The sequence below is a fragment of the Vibrio sp. Y176 genome, from assembly GCF_033438945.1.
This window is the reverse complement of sequence record NZ_JAWOQS010000789.1, coordinates 1-607: the sequence shown is the minus strand read 5'-3', so window position 1 is coordinate 607 and position 607 is coordinate 1. Positions and strand designations below refer to the sequence as shown.

The following is a 607-nucleotide window of genomic DNA, read 5'->3' as shown; positions in this document are numbered from 1 at the left end:
GCGCCAACGCTCCCATAGGCACCGAGGAGTGGGTTTGCAATGCGGCATCTAATCCCAAACCTAAATCCTTTAGCATCAGCTTGCTCATAAAGCCCGGTTGATAATCATGGCTGGCTGGCGCGCTATCCATCACGCCCGGGCATGGATTATAAAGCTCTAACGCCCATTTTCGTCCCGAGCTTTGCAACATGATGTTGGACAAGACTTTTGGATCGAGCCCATGATCAATGCCTAAGTTCAGCGCCTCACACGTGCCTGACATCAAAATACCCAGCATCAGGTTATTACAGATTTTAGCCATCTGCCCATCGCCAGCTTTACCCGCATGAAAAACGTTTTTCCCCATATACTGCAAAATGGCGTTCGCTTTTGAGAATGCCTCATCCGAGCCACCGACAATGAACGTCAACGTTGCCGCTTTAGCTCCCGCGACGCCACCCGAAACCGGTGCATCGACAAACAACAAACGCTTGTTTGCCGCTTCATTGGCAACCAATCTTGCTGAATCGGGATCGATCGTCGAACAATCGATCAATAGCGTATTCGGTGCGACAAGGTTCATCACGCCAACGACCCCGTGTAAGTCCCCCAAATACACCGACCGAAC

At 51.1% G+C, this 607-nt stretch carries 1 protein-coding gene; it reads right to left on the bottom strand.

The features are described from left to right. Nucleotides 1–607 (bottom strand): NAD(P)-binding domain-containing protein (locus R7O13_RS28665; protein WP_318305435.1); only part of this gene is annotated, 607 nt, incomplete at both ends.